Raw genomic sequence first — 16,588 nt, forward strand, 5'->3', positions numbered from 1 at the left:
GAGCGTTGTGAAAACCGGTATTCGCGTGGCGGCGACATCTGTCTGGGGGATCCTCTCTTTCGGTGTGATCCTCTTCTTACCGGCCGGCACGTTCCATTATTGGCAGGCATGGGTTTTCATCGCCGTGTTTATGGCCGCGACGCTCGTCCCGGTGATCTACCTGGCGCGCAACAACCCGGCCGCCCTGCAGCGGCGCATGAACGCCGGCCCGCGGGCCGAACCCCGGCCCGCGCAGAAATTCATCATCACTGGCTCATTTCTGACCCTGTTCGCAACGATGGTGGTCAGCGCGCTCGACCACCGGTTCGGCTGGTCGCCGGTGCCGGCGTGGCTGTCCGTGGTCGGCGACGTCCTGATGGCGACGGGGCTCGGGGTCGCCATGCTGGTGATCATCCAAAACGGTTATGCCGCAGCCACCATCACCGTGGAGTCGGGCCAGACGCTGGTGTCCGACGGTCTCTATCGGTTCGTGCGCCACCCCATGTACGTCGGCAACGTGATCATGATGGTCGGCATGCCCTTGGCGCTCGGCTCCTACTGGGGGTTGCTGTTCGTCATTCCCGGTAGCCTCATGCTCGCACTGCGCATCCTAGACGAGGAGCAGCTGCTCACCCAGGAGCTGGCCGGATACCGGGAATATCGGCAACGGGTGCGCTATCGGCTGGTGCCCTACATCTGGTGACGCCGCGGCGGCCCCGCGCGCTTCGGTGTGCGGCGAGCCGGCTGCGCGGCGTCGCCAAGCCCCCCGTCACGGTGACCGATCCGCCGGCCGGCCTGCACATCGAACGCGACGTGGGTGTGCCGACCCGTGACGGAACAGTCCTGCGGCTCAACGTTTTCCGGGAGGCTTAAGGTGCTGGTCCGCCCGGTCATTCTGAGCATCCACCCCTACGGCAAGGATGCTCTGCCGTGGTTGCGCCCCAGATACCCGCTCACCGGTCAGCTCCCCAGCGCCTACGCCGGGTTCCCGGCGCCAGCGGGGAGCCCCCCGGCTAGATCCAGACGCCCTTGCCCACCGCGACCACGCCGCCGGCACTGATGGCGAAGCGCTCCCGGTCCTTCTCCAAGTCCACGCCGACCATCTCGCCGGGGCCCACGACGACGTTCTTGTCCAAGATGGCGTGGCGCACCACCGCGCCCCGACCGACCCGGGCGCCCGGCATGATGACGCTGCCCTCGACGATCGCGCCGTCGTCGACGACGACGTTGGACGACAGCACCGAGTTGCGCACCGAGGCCGCCGAGATGATGCTGCCGGCGCCCACGACCGACTCCTGGGCCGAGCCGCCGTTGACGAACTTGGCCGGTGCCAGGTTCTCCGACTCGCCGCGAATCGGCCAGCGCTTGTTGTAGAGGTTGAACACCGGGTGCACCGAGACCAGGTCCATGTGTGCGTCATAGAACGCGTCCAGCGTCCCCACGTCACGCCAGTAGCCCCGGTCGCGATCGGTGGCGCCCGGTACCTCGTTGTCCTTGAAGTCGTAGACCGCGGCCATACCGTCGCCCACCAGGCGCGGGATGATGTCACCGCCCATGTCGTGGTCGGAGTGGTCGTCGTCGGCGTCGGCACGTATCGCGTCGATGAGCACCTTCGTGGTGAAGATGTAGTTGCCCATCGACACGAACGTCGCCTCGGGGTCATCCGGGGTGCCCGGCGGATCGAGCGGCTTCTCGACGAAATCGCGGATGCGGCCCGAGTCGTCGGCGTCGATGCACCCGAACGCGGTGGCCTCGCTGCGTGGCACCCGGATGCCGGCCACCGTCGCGCCGGCCCCGCTCTCGATGTGGAACTGGACCATCTGCTCGGGGTCCATCCGATACACGTGGTCGGCGCCGAAAACGACTATGTAGTCGGGGTCTTCGTCGTAGATCAGGTTGAGCGACTGATAGATCGCGTCGGCGGAGCCGGTGTACCAGCGCGGGCCCAGCCGCTGCTGCGCCGGCACCGGGGTGATGTACTCGCCGGCCAGGCCGGACAACCGCCAGTTCTGCGAAATGTGACGGTCGAGTGAATGCGACTTGTACTGAGTGAGAACGCAGATCCGCAAATAGCGCGCATTGACGAGGTTGGACAGCACGAAGTCGATCAGTCGGTAGGCGCCGCCGAAGGGAACCGCGGGCTTGGCCCGGTCCGCGGTCAGCGGATACAGCCGCTTGCCCTCACCGCCGGCCAGGACAATGCCCAGCACGTGTGGCGCTTCCCTCATGGTTCAAACCTATCGGCCGTCGGGAAACGCTGCCAGGGGGACGGCGCTATTGGCGGTGTTCTGTGCGGCTGTCCGTCAATGAATTTGGTTCCGCAGCCGGGTCACCGATCGCCCGGCCCGACTCGCGGGCCTCGTCGTCGGCACCCAAGCTCGATGGTTCGACTCCTCCTCGGCCCGACTCGCGGGCCTCGTCGTCGGCGAACTACCGTGCGGGTATGCGGGTGGCGATGATGACGCGGGAGTACCCACCAGAGGTCTACGGGGGAGCCGGTGTACATGTCACGGAACTGGTCGCCCAACTGCGCCGACTGTGCGCGGTCGACGTGCACTGCATGGGCGCCCCGCGCCCGAACGCCTTCGTGCACCAGCCCGATCCGCGCTTGCGCGGAGCCAACGCGGCGTTGTCGACGTTGTCCGCGGACCTGATCATGGCCAACGCCGCGTCGGCGGCCGACGTCGTGCATTCGCACACCTGGTACACCGGCATGGCCGGGCATCTGGCCGCGCTGCTCTACGACATCCCCCATGTGCTGACCGCCCACTCGCTCGAGCCGCTGCGGCCGTGGAAGGCCGAGCAGCTCGGCGGCGGCTACCGCGTGTCGACGTGGGTGGAGCACACCGCGGTGCAGGCCGCGCACGCCGTCATCGCGGTCAGCGCCGCGATGCGCGAAGACATCCTGCGGGTCTACCCCGCCCTCGATCCCAGCCTGGTGCACGTCATCCGCAACGGGGTCGACACCGACGTCTGGCATCCGGCCGGCGCGATGCAAACCGGGTCGGTGCTGGCCGAACTCGGCGTCGACCCGCACCGGCCCATCGTGGCGTTCGTCGGCCGGATCACCCGGCAGAAGGGCGTCGCCCACCTGGTGGCGGCGGCGCACCGGTTCGACCCCGCGGTGCAGGTGGTGCTGTGCGCCGGCGCCCCCGACACCCCGGAGATTGCCGACGAGATGAAGTCCGCGGTGGCGCGGCTGGCCGACAGCCGGCAGGGCGTGTTTTGGATCAGGGAGATGCTGCCTATCGGCGAGCTGCGCGAAATATTATCCGCGGCAACGGTTTTCGTGTGCCCCTCGGTGTATGAGCCGCTGGGCATCGTGAACCTCGAGGCGATGGCGTGCGCGACGGCCGTGGTGGCATCCGACGTCGGGGGGATACCCGAGGTGGTCGTCAACGGGGTGACCGGTTCGCTGGTGCATTACGACGCCGACGACCAGGCCGGATACCGGGCCAGGCTGGCCGAAGCGGTCAACGATCTCGTCGCCGAGCCCGAGAAGGCGAAGCGCTACGGCGAGGCGGGTCGCCAGCGCTGCGTCGAGGAATTCTCCTGGGCCCGCGTCGCCGAGCAGACCCTGGACATCTACCGGAAGGTGTGTGCGTAGCGCCTCCGGCGGTCGGTCCGCCGGCAGGTTTTAGCTAGAGCTCGTGACACCCTTGAGTTCGTCACCGAGTGCGGCAGCTTCGTCGGGCGTCAGCTCAACGACTAGTCGACCGCCTCCCTCAAGTGGTACCCGCATCACGATGCCGCGCCCCTCCTTGGTTGCTTCCAGAGGACCGTCGCCGGTCCGGGGCTTCATCGCCGCCATCGAGTGCTCCCTCCAGGTTCGAGCTGGCCCGCATTTGCGGACCTGGTCGGCGCCGAGCATGCCCCGCCAGCGATTTTCCAGCCATACCCGACATCGAACTGCCAAATCACCCCCCCATTGTTCCCTATCCAGGTCGCGAGTTGTACAAAGACCCGGTTCTCCGGGTTTAGCGGGCCGACGAACCCCGAATACCCCGCCCGCGTCGTCACCGGGCGCGACCTGATTGCCCGCTTCCTCAGCGGGCCGCTCGCGGCCCGCGTCGTCACCGGGCGCGACCTGATTGCCCGCTTCCTCAGCGGGCCGCTCGCGGCCCGCGTCGTCACCGGGCGGAAGGCACCCAACAACCGAGGATATGGTCGTCGACCATGCCGGTCGCCTGCATCAGCGCATAGGCGGTGGTTGGGCCGACGAAGCGGAAACCGCGCCGCTTGAGCTCGCGCGCCATGGCCTTCGATTCGGCACTGGCCGACGGAATTTCGGACCCGTCGGCAGGCCGGGGACGCGGTTCCGGCGCAAACGACCACAACAGCTTCGACAGGTCCGCCGCACTTCCCAGCTCGGCCGCGGCGCGCGCGTTGGCGATGGTCGCCTCGATCTTGGCGCGATTGCGCACGATCCCGGCGTCCGCCATCAACCGCTGCACGTCGGCATCGGTATAGCCGGCGACCCGCTCGAAGTCGAACTCGTCGAAGGCGCGCCGGAAGTTCTCCCGTTTGCGCAGGATGATCAGCCACGACAGCCCGCTCTGGAAGGCCTCCAGGCTCATCCGCTCGAACAGCGCCACCCCGTCGTGTACCGGGCGGCCCCACTCCTGGTCGTGGTAGTCGCGGTACAACTCGAAGTCGGCCCCGGGCCGAATGGCCGCCCACCCACACCGAACCAGTCCGTCGTCGCTCACATCTAGTCCTGACGATCCTCGCCGTCCTCGGGTTCCACGGCTCGGGGCTCCTCCGCGGCGGTCGCGGACGCGTGGACCGCGGCCAGCTGGCCGCGCAGCGCCTCGAGCTCGCGGGCCAGCCGGTCCAGCACCCAGTCCACCTCGCTGGTCTTGTAGCCGCGCAGCACCTGGGTGAACTTGACGGCATCGACGTCCGCGCCGGTCACACCGTAGGCGGGCAACACCGTCGCGGTGGTCCCCCGCGGCAGGGGCGGCAGCTGCTCACCCCGGCCGAACAACAGACTCGCCGCGCCGAACAGCACGATCGCCACCAGCACCAGCACCACCAGGTAGAGCAACACCAACGCCACGTCGTCGATACTGCCCTATGCGGCCGACACCGCGATGAAGCAGCGTGGCCTCAGCGCGGCCGCAGGATTTTCATGGGCGGGCGGTCCGCCAGCGACACCGGCGACGTGTGCTGGGCGTAGCCCTGCCCGTCTTCGCCGTCGGGCCCGACGGCGAAGAACTGCGTCAGCCCGACCCCGGAGTCCGAAACTCCGCAGCGCGAGAGCAGGGTCGCGATGACCTGGCGGCTCATCGCCCCGAGCTCGGCGAGTGGCCGGTTGCGGTGCGCCCGCACGCCCAGGTTGACCTGGGCGATCGCGTCGGCGCCCAGCCGGTCGAAGGTGTCCAGCAGCAGGCCGATCTCCACGCCGTAGCCGGGCGCGAACGGCACCGACGTCAGCAGTTCACGGGTGGCCGCGTACTCCCCGCCAAGGGGCTGCAGGATGCCGCCCAGCTCCGGGCGCAGCGCCGCGAGCAGCGGCCGGGCCACCAGCTCGGTGACCCGCCCGCCCCCGGTGGCGCCCGCGGCGCCGCCCACGTCGCCAACCTTCAGCGGCCGCCGGTAGAAGCTCTTGACCAGGTGAATGCCGTCGCCCGTGAGCAGCGGGCCGACCAGCCACGGCACGAACATCGGGTGCGGGTTGATCAGGTCGGAGTCGACGAAGACGACAATGTCGCCGCTGGTGGCCGCCAGCGAGCGCCACAGCGCCTCCCCTTTGCCGGGCCGGATCGGCACCTCGGGCAGGGCCTGCTCGCGGCTGACGACGCGGGCGCCGGCCGCGACGGCGCGGATCTCGGTGTCGTCGGTCGAGCCGGAGTCCAGCACGATCAGCTCGTCGACAAGGCCGTCAACCAGCGGGGAGATGCTGTCGACCACCGATTCGATGGTCTCTTCCTCGTCGAGCGCAGGCAGCACCACCGAGATGGTTCGCCCCGCCTTCGCGGCCTCGAGTTCGGCGACGGTCCAGCTCGGACGGTTCCAGCTGCGATCGGACAACCATGTGTCACCGGGCCGGGCGGCCAGCACCGCGTCGGTCGTGCGGTCGCCGGCGAACAGGTCAGACGCCGTCATGCCAGCCCCCTGACCGTGCGCGTCGGCGGGCGCACTCCCTGGATGGAGGCCACCATTTCCAGCACCCGCCGGGTCGCGGCGACCTCGTGCACGCGAAACATGCGCGCTCCGGCGGCGGCCGCCAGCGCGGTGGCCGCCAGCGTCCCCTCGAGCCGCTCGGTCAGTTCCACACCCAGAGTCTCCCCGACGAAGTCCTTGTTACTCAAAGCCATGAGCACGGGCCACCCGGTATTAACTAGATCGCCCACGTGACGCAACAACAGCAGCCCGTGGAAGGTGTTCTTGCCGAAATCGTGGGCCGGGTCGATCAGCACGCGATCGCGGGCCACGCCGCGGGCGACCGCGCGCTCGGCGGCCGCCGTGACCTGGCGGATGACGTCGTCGACCACGCCGCGCGTGCTTGTTCCGTAGCTCACCCGGAACGGACGCGTGCGGGGCAGCGCACCGCCGGTGTGCGAGCACACCAGGCCCGCGCCGTACTCGGCGGCGACCTCGGCCAGGGCCGGGTCGATGCCGCCCCAGGTGTCGTTGATCAGGTCCGCCCCGGCCGCGCACGCCACCTTGGCCACCTCGGACCGCCAGGTGTCCACGCTGATCAGCTGGTCCGGATAGGCGCCGCGCAGCCATTCGATGAAGGGGATCAGCCGGGCGACCTCGGTCTGCGCGTCGACCTCCTGGCCGGGGCCGGCTTTGACACCCCCGACGTCGATGACGTCTGCGCCTTCGGCGACGGCCCGGTGCGCGGCGGACCGGGCGGCCTCGTCGCTGAAGGTCGCACCCTTGTCGTAGAACGAGTCGGGGGTGCGGTTGACGATCGCCATGATCAGCGGGCGATCGCCGGCGACCGGGCGGCCGCACCAGGTGGATTTCACACGTCTATGGTGCCCGGTCCCCGCGCCGGGCGCGGGCCGGGGATCCAGTGCCCGGCCAGCCGCACGGTGAACGCGGCAGGTGCGGCTGGGCGGGCGTTCAGCCCCGCGGCCGCTTCCCGTCGGCCACTTCGTCGGGGTATTCGTCGTAATAGGGCACGTAGCCCTCGTCGCGGCCGGCCAGCACGTACAACGGATCCGGCACGTCGGGTCCGTACGCCTGCTCGCGCAGCGACACCTTGCGGCTCTTGAACGTCGTGGTGTGCTCCAGCGACTCGACCACCCGCACGAACAGCGGCAACGCGTAGGCGGGCAGCTGGCCGTACACCGCGCGGGCCAGCGACTTGCCGTCGAACTCCGCCCCGTCGCGCAGCTTGACCGCGGCCATCCCGGCGCGGCCGCCGGTGCGGGGAATCTCGACACCGAAAACCGTGCATTCCTCCACCGAGTCGTCGGACGCCAGCGCCGCCTCCACCTGCGTGGTGGCGACGTTCTCCCCCTTCCACCGGAACGTGTCGCCGAGCCGGTCGACGAACGCGGCGTGGCCCATGCCCTGCGGGCTCATCACGTCACCGGAGTTGAACCAGACGTCGCCCTCGCGGAACGCGTTGCGCACCAACTTCTTTTCGCTCGACTCCTGATCGGTATAGCCGTCGAACGGCTGCAGCCGGTTGACCGGGCTGAGCAGCAGGCCGGGCTCGCCGGGGGGGACCCGGCGCACCCGCCCGTTGTCGTCGCGCAGCGGGGCCCCGGTGTCGGGGTCGTACTCCACGTAGGCCAGCGGCATCGGGAAGACGCCGGTGGTCCTGGGGACGTTGAAGATGTTGATGAACGCGGTGTTGCCCTCGCTGGAGGCGTAGAACTCGCAGACCCGGCCGATGTCGAACCGATTCGTGAACTCGTCCCAGATCTCGGGGCGCAGCCCGTTGCCGGCGATCACCCGCACCCGGTGCGCGCGGTCGGTGGCCTTGCGCGGCTGGTTGAGCAGGTACCGGCAGATCTCGCCGATGTAGATGAACGCCGTGGCTTCGGTGGCGATCACCTCGTCCCAGAACTTCGACGCCGAGAACGACTTGCCCAGCGCCAGCGTCGCCCCGGAGTTGATCACCGACGACAACGCGACGGTCAGCGCGTTGTTGTGGTACAGCGGCAGGCAGCTGTACAGGGTGTCGGAGCTCTTCAGCCGCAGGCCGATACCGCCGAACGCGGCGAGCGCCTTCAACCAGCGCAGGTGGGTCATCACGCTGGCCTTCGGGAATCCCGTTGTGCCGGAAGTGAAGATGTAGAACGCGGTGTCCCTGGCCTGCACGGCCGACACCGACGCCGGGTTGGTGGCCGGGGCGCTGGCGGCGAATCGCTCCAGGTCGTCGACCGTCATGGTCTCGGTGTCGCCCGAGCCGCCGCACTCGGCGACCGCGCTGACCAGGTCGGTCTCCGCGATCAACACCTTGGCCTTCAGCAGGCCCAGGCTGTGCGCCAGGACCTCGCCGCGCTGGTGGTAGTTGAGCATCCCCGCGACCGCGCCGCACTTGACCGCGGCCAGCATGGCCAGCACCGCGTTGGGCGAGTTGCGCAGCATGATCGCGACGACGTCGCCGTGGCCGACACCGTGCGCGGCCAGCACGGCGGCGTACCTGTTGGCGGCGGCGTTGGCCTCGCCGTAGGTCAGTTGCTGGTCGCCGAACCGCAGGAAGATCCGGTCGCCGTAGCGGGCGGCGCGTTCCTGGAACACCGTGCCGATCGACTTCTTCGAACCCGGCTGGGCGAGCAGCCCGGTCATCGCCCCGCGCACGATCACCGGCATATCGGCCAGCAGCCCCGGCGCCCGCGATGCGATATCGGTCAGTTTGACCGCCGTGCGCGCTCCCCCGTCGTGATCGGCCACGTCATCCCTCGATTCTGCGTATACAACTCGGCGGACAGCCTAATAGGGGTGGCGGGACCGCCGGCGCCCTCACTCGGGCGCACACGCCTCCACGGCGGCGCTCACCTTGTCGACCAGCAACAACCGGTCCATCGCGGGCGGCGAGACGTACCCGCTGTCGACCAATCCGCGCAGCCAGGTCCACAGGCCCTCGTAATGCCCCAGCGGATCGAGCATGACGATGGGTTTTCGGTGCAGGCCGAGGTAGCCCGTGGTCCACGAGTCCAGCAACTCGTCCAGGGTGCCGACGCCGCCGGGGAGCACGACGAACGCATCGGCGCGCTCCTCCATGACGTGCTTTCGCTCGTGCATGGTCTCGGTGACGATCAGTTCGTCGGCGTCGATGTCGGCGATCTCGACGCGCATCAGGATCTGGGGGATGACGCCGACGGTCCGGCCGCCGCGGGCGCGCGCCGCGGTCGCGACCGCGCCCATCGCCGAGACCCGGCCGCCGCCCCACACCAGCGTCCAACCGCGCTCGGCGATCGCCTCGCCGAGTTCGGTGGCGACGGCGAGCAATTCGGGATGCTGCGGGCCGGACGCGCAGTACACACACACCGCCCAGTCGCCTGGCGGCTCGCGTTCCGGGCGCATACAACGAAAGGTAGACCAAGCCTGCTGCGGGCGGCGCTCCGCGCGCAATAAACTCCGGCGATGCCGGTTCGATGGAACGTCCCCCAGCACGCGTCGGCTCTCGAGCGGCTGGAGGCGGCGCTGTCGTCGGGCGGCGCCGTCGTGCTCGGACCGGACGGCTGCGGCAAGTCCACGTTGGCTCGGTTGGCCGCCGAGGGCTTCGGTCGCCGGCATCCCGGCACGCGTATCCGCTGGGTCACCGGCACCCCGACCGAACGCGCGGTTCCCTTCGGCGCCTTCAGCCACCTCGTCGAGATCGCCGACGTCGGCAAGCCGGCCGCGCTGTTGCGCGCCGCCCGGTCCTCGCTGGACGGTGACGACCTGCTGCTCGTGGTCGACGACGCCCACGACCTGGACATCTTGTCGGCCACGCTGGTGTACCAGCTGGCCCTGGTCGGTGCGGCCAGGATGATCGTCACCGGCCGCGCCGATTCGGCTCCCGAGGCCATCGCGGCGCTGTGGACCGATCACCTGCTCCCCCGCATCGACATCGAAGCGCCGGGCGGGACGACCACACCGGGCGAAGTCGACGCGTTCCTCGGCGAAATACCCGCCGCGGGGCGTGCGGTGCTGGACTACCTCGCCGTTGCCGAGCCACTGTCGCTCGCCGACCTCGACGCCCTCGCCGGCGCGGATGCGGTCGCGCAGGCGGCGGATTCGGGGGCGGTGGAGACGCGGGCGCGCGGCGGGTCCTCGGACGAACCGGTGGTGTACACGGCCCACCCGCTGTTCGCCGAGCGAGCGCGCGCCGCGCTCGGCGGCGACGGCGCGCGGCAACGTCGCACCGATGTGGTCCGGCTGCTGTCCCGGCGCCCGTCGGAGCACCTCAGCGACCGGCTTCGGTTGGCGGCCCTGTCCCTGGACAGCGACGCCCCGCAGCCGACGGCCGAGGTGGTCGCCGCCGCGCAGCAGGCGCTGCGGCTGGGCGACCTCGCCCTCGGCGAACGGCTGGCCTCCTCCGCGCTGGAGCGATCCGGCGGATTGGCGGCGCGGCTGGCGCTGGCACACGCGCTGGCGTGGCAGGGCCGCGGCCGTGAGGCCGACGCGGTGCTGGCCGGCGTGGACCCCTCGGGGTTGACCGAAGCCGCCCTGATGGACTGGGCGCTGCTGCGCGCCGCCAACCAGTTCTGGATGCTCAGCGAGCCCGAGCGGGCGACCGCGTTCTTGCGCACCATCCGCAGTCGGTTCTCGGATGCGGGCGCGCGCACCACGCTCGACGCGCTGAGCGCCACGTTCGCGATGAACGCCGGCAACGTCGGGCACGCCGTGAAGGTCGCGGGCGAGGTGCTGGCCACGCCGGGCGCCGACGACCAGGCGGTGGCCTGGGCGGCCAGCGCGGCGGCGCTGTGCGCCGCGCGGCAGGGGCGTTTCGACGACGTCGAGCCGCTGGCCCAGCGCGCCCTGGCCGCCGAACATCCGGGATTGCTGCGCTTCACGATCGGGCTGGGGCAGACCACCGCGTTGTTGATGGCGGGCCGGCTCGACGAGGCACGCGAACTCGCGCAGCAGTTCACCGATTTCGCCGAGCTGCAACAGCCGGGTCGCGCGATCGGCGAGGTGCTGCTGGCCCACGTGCTGCTCGCCGACGGTGAATTCGCCAGAGCGGCAGCGCTACTGGGTCCGGCGGCCGCCACGTTGGAGCGCACCGGCTATTCGTGGGGGCCGCTGTCGTTGACGCTACTGGCCAGCGCGCTGGCCCAGCAGGGCGATATCGCCGCCGCGGGAAAAACATTGGGGCGGGCCGAATCCCGGCACGGAACCAAGTCGGCGCTGTTCGCGCCGGAGCTGGGCGTCGCCCGGGCGTGGCGGCTGGCCTCGATGCGCGACGCGCCCGGTGCGGTGGCCGCCGCCCGTGACGCCGCCCGGATGGCCGAGCGTGGCGGCCAGCGGGCGGTGGCGGTGCGGGTGTGGCACGATGCCGTGCGGCTGGGCGACACCCACGCGGCCGACCCGTTGTCCCGGATCACCGCCGAAATCGACTGTGCTGCGGGAAAACTCGCGCTCGCCCATGCGCAGGCGCTGGCGGCCCGCGACGAGGCGGCGTTGCTGGCGGTGTCGGACGACCTGGCGGCGGTGGGGATGCGCGCGGCGGCGGCCGACGCCGCCGCGCAGGCGCAGCGGTGCGGGGCCTGACCAGCCGCCGTCAGCCGGTGAGGTAGCCGCGCAGCATGGCCACCGCGGCGGTGATGTTGGCGACCGGGACGCTCTCGTCGCGCCGGTGCGCCAGGTTGGGGTCGCCCGGGCCGAAGTTGACCGCCGGGATGCCCAGCGCGGCGAACCGCGCGACGTCGGTCCACCCGTACTTCGCGCGCACCCGTCCCCCGGCGGCCTCGACCAGGGCCTTGGCCGCGGGCTGCGACAGCCCGGGCAAGGCCCCCGCGGCGGCGTCGGTCTGCTCGATGCGCACGTCGAGCCCGTCGAACACCTCGTGCACGTGCTCGAGCGCGGCGGTCGCCGACCGGTCGGGGGCAAACCGGAAGTTGACCGTCACCGCCGCCGCGTCGGGGATCACGTTGCCCGCGACGCCGCCGTCGATGCGCACCGCGGACAGGCCCTCGCGATACTCGCAACCGTCGATGTCGACGGCGCGGGCGGAGTACGCGGCCAGCCGGTCCAGCACGGCGCCCAGCTTGTGAATGGCGTTGTCGCCCAGCCACGGCCGCGCCGAGTGGGCGCGCGTCCCGGTGGCCGAGACCACGACGCGCAGCGTGCCCTGGCAGCCGGCTTCGATGTAGCCGCCGGTGGGTTCGCCCAGGATGGCCACGTCGGCGGACAGCCAGTCCGGCAACTCGCGCTCGATGCGGCCCAAACCGTTTGCCGCCGCGTCGATTTCCTCGCAGTCGTAGAACACCAGCGTCAGATCGTGCACCGGCTCGGCCACGGTGGCGGCCAGGTGCAGGAAGACCGCGTCGCCCGATTTCATGTCCGCGGCGCCGCATCCGTACAGGTCGCCGTTCTCCCGGCGGCTGGGCAGGTTGCCCGCGACCGGCACGGTGTCCAGGTGTCCGGCCAGCAGCACCCGCGACGGCCGCCGGTGCCGGGTGCGCGCGAGCACGGCGTTGCCGTTGCGCACGATCTCGAAGCCGGACGTCTGGGCGCGCAGCGCGGACTCCACCTCGTCGGCCAGGCGCGCCTCGTCTCGCGATTCGCTGGGGATGTCGACCAACGCCGCGGTCAGCTCGATCGGGTCCGCGCGCAAGTCCAGCACGGGTCCCAGGTTATCCGCTGCCGAGCGGCAAGTAACCTGACCGCCGTGACTGGAGCTGTAGGCATCGGCCTGGCGACGCTGGCCGCCGACGGATCGATCCTCGACACGTGGTTTCCCGCACCGGAACTGACCGAGTCGGGCACCGGCGGCACGTCGCGCCTCGCCCTGTCGGATGTGCCTCCGGAGCTGGCCGCGCTGGTCGGCCGGGACGACGACCGCGGCACCGAGAGCATCGCCGTGCGCACCGTGATCGGTTCGCTCGAGGACGTGGCCGCCGACGCCTACGACGCCTACCTGCGACTGCATCTGCTGTCGCACCGGTTGGTGGCGCCGCATGGGCTGAACGCCGGCGGCCTGTTCGGGGTATTGACCAATGTCGTGTGGACTAACCGCGGGCCGTGCGCGATCGAGGGGTTCGAGGCGGTCCGCGCGCGGCTGCGCCGGCACGGCCCGGTGACCGTCTACGGCATCGACAAGTTCCCCCGCATGGTCGACTACGTCGTGCCCACCGGGGTGCGCATCGCCGACGCCGACCGGGTGCGCCTCGGCGCCCACCTGGCGCCCGGGACGACGGTGATGCACGAGGGCTTCGTGAACTACAACGCCGGCACGCTGGGCGCGTCGATGGTCGAGGGCCGCATCTCGGCCGGCGTGGTGGTGGGCGACGGGTCGGACATCGGCGGCGGCGCGTCCATCATGGGCACGCTGTCCGGCGGCGGCACGGAGGTCATTTCGATCGGCAAGCGCTGCCTGCTCGGCGCCAACGCGGGGCTGGGCATCTCGCTGGGTGACGACTGCGTCGTCGAGGCCGGCCTGTACGTGACCGCGGGCACCAAGGTCGCCACGCCCGACGGCCAGGTGCTCAAGGCCGCCGAGCTGTCCGGCGGCAACAACCTGCTGTTCCGCCGCAATTCGGTCAGCGGCGCCGTCGAGGTGGTGGCCCGCGGCGGTCAGGGCATCGCCCTCAACGAGGACCTGCACGCCAACTGAGCGCGCCTACCTGTCGGCGGGGACTTCTTCGGCCGCCGGGGCGGCCCGCAGCGCGGTGCCTTTCGTTTCGGGCAGCAGGTAGACGGAGACGAAGCTGGCCCCCGCGAGGGTGGCCATCATGAGCCCGATCGCCCAGCTGCCGTACGTCGCCAGCAACGTGCCGGCGATCAACGGCGGCACGGCGGCGCCGAGGACACCGGCAAGGTTCATCGCCACCGCCGCGCCGCTGTAGCGGTAGCGCGTGGCGAACAGCTCGGGAACGAAGGCCCCGGTGGGCCCGTTGGCCACCGCCGCGGCGGCGAACATGCCGAGGATGGCGACCGCGTACAACACCGGCTTGCCGGTGTCCATCAGCGGGATGACCGCGAACGCCCACGGCAGGCACGCCGCCAGCCCCCATAACATCACCCGGCGCCGCCCGACCCGATCGGACATCCAGGCTCCGAACGACACGCACACCATGCTGGTCAGCCCGCCCAGGGCGCCGACGCCCCAGATGAAGCTCCGCGAGTAACCCAGGTGGTTGTGGGCGTACATGACGAGAAAGGTGTTGCCCAGGTAGACGAAGCCCATGCCGCCCAGGAAGCAGCCCGCGACGAGCACGATCTCACGCCGCTGGAACCGCCAGAGCTCCGCGAGCGGCGCCTTGGGCACCAGCTCTCGGGCCTGTTCCTCCACGAAGAGCGGGGTCTCGTCGATGTTCAGCCGCACATACAGGGCGATGCCGATGAGCCCGCTGCTGATCAGGAACGGCACCCGCCACCCCCACTCCATGAATGCGGGACTGTTCTCGCCCATGGTGAGGTTCACGGCGAGGAAGGTCAGGCTGGCGAGGATGCCGGCGGTGCCGCCGCCGAGCAGGGTGAACATGCCGTACCACCCGCGTTTGCCGGCGGGGGCGTACTCGGCGCTCAGCAACACCGAGCCCGCCCATTCGCCGCCGACCGCGAACCCCTGAAACAGCCGCAGGACGATGAGGATCAACGGCGCCGCGGCGCCGATCGAGGCCGTGCTGGGGACCATGCCCACGCTCACGGTCGACGCGCCCATGATCGTCAGCGTCGCGACCAGGGTCTTCTTGCGGCCCAGCCGGTCCCCGAAGTAGCCGAAGACGGCCGCGCCCAAGGGGCGGGACAGGAACGCCGTCGCGAACGTCGCCATCGAGGCGATGGTGGCCAGCGTCGGGCCCAGGCCCGGGAAGAACACCGTGGGAAAGACCAGCGCGGCCGCGGTCCCGTAGATCAGGAAGTCGTAGAACTCGATGGCCGAGCCGACGAGGCAGGCGGCCGCGATCCGCCGCATGGGGGTGGTGCCAGCGGTGCCCACGGACTGGGTCGCCTCACTCATGGTGGCCGTCGGGTCGATACACGGTTACGACGGTAGGTGAAGCTCCGCGGTCACGCTCGGCCGTGAAGCTGGCAACTTGCTGCGTGTCGTGGCGGCCGGCCGGCCGCCTCAGCCCTCGGCCAGCAGCCGCTTTTTCAGCACCTTGCCCATCGCGTTGCGGGGCAGCGCGTCGACCAGGCGCACCTCGCGTGGCCGCTTGTGCACCGAAAGCTCCTGGGCGACGTGGGCGATCAGGTCGTCGGCCTTCAGGTCGGCCGCGCCGACGACGAACGCGACGATCCGCTGGCCCAGGTCCGGGTCCGGCATCCCGACGACCGCCACCTCGCGCACCCCGGGATGACCGAGCAACGCCGTTTCGATTTCGCCGGCGCCGATCCGGTAGCCGCCGGACTTGATCAGGTCGACCGACTCGCGGCCCACGATGCGGTGCATGCCCCCGCCGTCGATGACCGCGACGTCGCCGGTGCGGTACCAGCCGTCGGCGTCGAACGCCTCGGCGGTGGCCTCCGGACGGTTGAGGTACCCGTCGAACATCGTCGGGCCCCGAACCTCAAGGCGCCCAACGGTTTCCCCGTCGTGCGGCACCTCGGCGCCGGTGTCGTCGAGCAGCCGGGTTTCCACGCCGGTGAGGGGCAGGCCCACCCAGCCCGCACGTCGCTCGCCGTCGGCGCGGGTCGACAGGGTGATCAGCGATTCGGAGGCGCCGTACCGTTCGACCGGCTCGTGCCCGGTGAGGTGGGCCAGCCGCTCGAACACGGGCACCGGCAGCGGCGCGCTGCCCGAAACCAGCAGCCGGGCCGGACGCAGCGCCCGGGCGGCCGCCTCGTCGGCCGCCACCCGTGACCACACGGTGGGTACGCCGAAGTACAGCGTGCCGCCGGCGTCCGCACAAGCCTGCGCGTAGCCCGCCGGCGTCGGTCTTCCCGTGTGCACGAAGCGATTTCCCACCCGCAGCGACCCGAGCAATCCCAGCACCAGCCCGTGCACGTGGAACAGCGGCAGGCCGTGCACCAGCACGTCGTCGGCCGTCCACTGCCAGGCCTGCGCCAGGGCGTCGAGGTCGGCCGCGATCGCGCGCCGGCTCAGCACCACCCCCTTGGGCAGGCCGGTGGTGCCCGAGGTGTAGATGATCATCGCGGTGGTGTCCGGCGACGGCTCGGGGTAGCGGTGCCAGGACCGGGCGTGCAGCCGCACCGGGATGTGCGGCAGCCCCTCCGACTCGTCCGGCACGGGCCCGAGCCAGGCCCGCACCCCCGAGTCGGTGAGCATGTGCCGGCGTTCGGCCGCACCGACGTCCGCGGGCACCGGCACGAACGGGACGCCGGCGATCAGGCAACCGGTCACCGCGAGGACGGTCGCCGCGGTCGGCGTGGCCAGGATCGCCACCCGTTCCGCCCCGGCGACCCGCTCGGCCACCGACGTGGCGGCGCCGACCAGGTCGCTGCGGCTCAGCACGGTGCCGTCGATGCGCACCGCATCGGCGATGTCGGTGGCGGTGACCGCCGCGGGATTCAGGGACGCCAGCAGCAC

15 protein-coding genes and 1 pseudogene are annotated in these 16,588 nt (G+C 70.8%); 5 read left to right on the top strand and 11 right to left on the bottom strand.

The window, feature by feature from the left end:
- Positions 1-7 precede the first annotated feature (7 nt).
- Entirely contained in the window at positions 8-682 is a 675-nt protein-coding gene (locus tag G6N37_RS12730) for a methyltransferase family protein (RefSeq protein WP_163680764.1), read from the top strand.
- A pseudogene (locus G6N37_RS12735) lies at positions 676-910 on the top strand (CocE/NonD family hydrolase); the annotation flags it as partial. The gene G6N37_RS12730 and the pseudogene G6N37_RS12735, both read left to right, overlap by 7 nt.
- A gap of 82 nt (positions 911-992) precedes the next feature.
- Here G6N37_RS12735 and glgC read toward each other — a convergent pair.
- A complete protein-coding gene (gene glgC, locus G6N37_RS12740) occupies positions 993-2,207 on the bottom strand; it encodes a glucose-1-phosphate adenylyltransferase (protein WP_083176638.1) in 1,215 nt (404 codons plus the stop codon).
- A gap of 215 nt (positions 2,208-2,422) precedes the next feature.
- On the opposite strand from glgC, the gene glgA reads away from it, so the two are divergent.
- A complete protein-coding gene (gene glgA / locus G6N37_RS12745) occupies positions 2,423-3,586 on the top strand; it encodes a glycogen synthase (protein WP_163680766.1) in 1,164 nt (387 codons plus the stop codon).
- 30 nt (positions 3,587-3,616) lie between these two features.
- Here the strand turns inward: glgA and G6N37_RS12750 are convergent, their stop codons facing one another.
- From G6N37_RS12750 to G6N37_RS12780, 7 genes are all read right to left on the bottom strand, one after another.
- Positions 3,617-3,790 (bottom strand): DUF3117 domain-containing protein, encoded by a 174-nt coding sequence (locus G6N37_RS12750; RefSeq protein WP_003878471.1) that lies wholly within the window; start codon positions 3,788-3,790, stop codon positions 3,617-3,619.
- Positions 3,791-4,109: 319 nt separating this feature from the next.
- On the bottom strand, positions 4,110-4,688 hold the full coding sequence (locus G6N37_RS12755; protein ID WP_163680772.1) for a DNA-3-methyladenine glycosylase I: 579 nt from the start codon (positions 4,686-4,688) through the stop codon (positions 4,110-4,112).
- Positions 4,689-4,690: 2 nt separating this feature from the next.
- The gene (locus tag G6N37_RS12760) at positions 4,691-5,038 is read right to left on the bottom strand and encodes a DivIVA domain-containing protein (RefSeq protein ID WP_163680775.1); all 348 of its coding nucleotides are present in this window, start codon (positions 5,036-5,038) and stop codon (positions 4,691-4,693) included.
- Between the two features lie 50 nt (positions 5,039-5,088).
- Positions 5,089-6,087: a glucosyl-3-phosphoglycerate synthase gene (locus G6N37_RS12765; RefSeq protein WP_163680777.1), complete on the bottom strand. Its 999-nt coding sequence runs from the start codon at positions 6,085-6,087 to the stop codon at positions 5,089-5,091.
- Complete coding sequence (folP, locus tag G6N37_RS12770) at positions 6,084-6,959, bottom strand: dihydropteroate synthase (protein WP_163680781.1); 876 nt, start codon at positions 6,957-6,959, stop codon at positions 6,084-6,086. Before folP ends, G6N37_RS12765 begins: the two co-directional genes overlap by 4 nt.
- A gap of 97 nt (positions 6,960-7,056) precedes the next feature.
- Complete coding sequence (fadD6, locus tag G6N37_RS12775) at positions 7,057-8,841, bottom strand: long-chain-acyl-CoA synthetase FadD6 (protein WP_163680784.1); 1,785 nt, start codon at positions 8,839-8,841, stop codon at positions 7,057-7,059.
- Positions 8,842-8,910: 69 nt separating this feature from the next.
- Positions 8,911-9,474: an LOG family protein gene (locus G6N37_RS12780; RefSeq protein WP_163680788.1), complete on the bottom strand. Its 564-nt coding sequence runs from the start codon at positions 9,472-9,474 to the stop codon at positions 8,911-8,913.
- A 60-nt stretch (positions 9,475-9,534) separates the two neighbouring features.
- On the opposite strand from G6N37_RS12780, the gene G6N37_RS12785 reads away from it, so the two are divergent.
- Positions 9,535-11,646: an AAA family ATPase gene (locus G6N37_RS12785; RefSeq protein ID WP_167527380.1), complete on the top strand. Its 2,112-nt coding sequence runs from the start codon at positions 9,535-9,537 to the stop codon at positions 11,644-11,646.
- 10 nt (positions 11,647-11,656) lie between these two features.
- Here G6N37_RS12785 and dapE read toward each other — a convergent pair whose 3' ends face one another.
- The gene (gene dapE, locus G6N37_RS12790) at positions 11,657-12,721 is read right to left on the bottom strand and encodes a succinyl-diaminopimelate desuccinylase (RefSeq protein ID WP_163680790.1); all 1,065 of its coding nucleotides are present in this window, start codon (positions 12,719-12,721) and stop codon (positions 11,657-11,659) included.
- A gap of 36 nt (positions 12,722-12,757) precedes the next feature.
- On the opposite strand from dapE, the gene dapD reads away from it, so the two are divergent.
- Positions 12,758-13,711, top strand: a complete 954-nt coding sequence (dapD, locus tag G6N37_RS12795) for a 2,3,4,5-tetrahydropyridine-2,6-dicarboxylate N-succinyltransferase (protein ID WP_163684986.1) — start codon at positions 12,758-12,760, stop codon at positions 13,709-13,711.
- A gap of 6 nt (positions 13,712-13,717) precedes the next feature.
- On the opposite strand, the gene G6N37_RS12800 is transcribed toward dapD, so the two are convergent.
- Together G6N37_RS12800 and G6N37_RS12805 are read right to left on the bottom strand one after the other, a co-directional pair.
- Positions 13,718-15,013 (bottom strand): MFS transporter, encoded by a 1,296-nt coding sequence (locus G6N37_RS12800; RefSeq protein WP_167527430.1) that lies wholly within the window; start codon positions 15,011-15,013, stop codon positions 13,718-13,720.
- 153 nt (positions 15,014-15,166) lie between these two features.
- A complete protein-coding gene (locus G6N37_RS12805) occupies positions 15,167-16,588 on the bottom strand; it encodes an acyl-CoA synthetase (RefSeq protein WP_163680796.1) in 1,422 nt (473 codons plus the stop codon).

The organism is Mycobacterium seoulense (assembly GCF_010731595.1).
In the GTDB taxonomy this organism is placed as follows: Bacteria; Actinomycetota; Actinomycetes; order Mycobacteriales; family Mycobacteriaceae; genus Mycobacterium; species Mycobacterium seoulense.